General features: G+C 46.6%; 1 protein-coding gene. It reads left to right on the plus strand.

Annotation, left to right across the window (positions count from 1 at the left end):
* The coding region (locus tag ROE7235_RS20485; RefSeq protein WP_220669609.1) for a hypothetical protein at window positions 1-555 on the plus strand (555 nt) is incomplete at its 5' end.
* Window positions 556-599 lie beyond the last annotated feature (44 nt).

Here is a 599-nt window from a genome sequence, read left to right on the forward strand (position 1 = left end):
TCAGAGCTTGAAGCTCAGCACGGTCGGCGGGGCCAAGGTAAAGGCAAATGTCATTGCGTCTCATGTCCCGAATATAGCACATCAGGCCCTCAATGGGAATCCTGTGTCAGGTGGGGAACACTAGGTGGTGATTGCGCCATAGAAGAGTCGTTCCGGTTCTCACTACATGGAAACCGGAACGACCATAAAATCGAATATTTCGAGGGAAATACACTGTATTCTGTCGACCTAAGGCCAATGCAAGCAGTAAATGTTCCATTTGAAAATCCAGATGCATGTGGTGCGGCAAATTGGGTAGGTATGGTTCGCTCTGTAGTCGATTTAGTTGAATGTGATTCCTCACTTGCGATCCAACATCTAGCTAATGGTAAAAATATTTTACTTGATGATCCTGATACAACATTTTCAAATGGCGCAATTATTCTAAAAACTAATCAAGAGCTGAATTACTATGCTTCTTTGAGGGCTCGAGCTGCTAGTGTTCTGAGTCTGACACTTCCTACCTGTTTCCGCGAATTTCATCGAGCGCGTTCAGAGCGCGGCGTTCCCGGGTGAGGATGTCCTCGGCGGTTTTGGTCCATTTGAAGGGTTTGGGCTTG

Origin of the sequence: Roseinatronobacter ekhonensis (genome assembly GCF_900499075.1) — a bacterium.
Lineage (GTDB): Bacteria > Pseudomonadota > Alphaproteobacteria > Rhodobacterales > Rhodobacteraceae > Roseinatronobacter > Roseinatronobacter ekhonensis.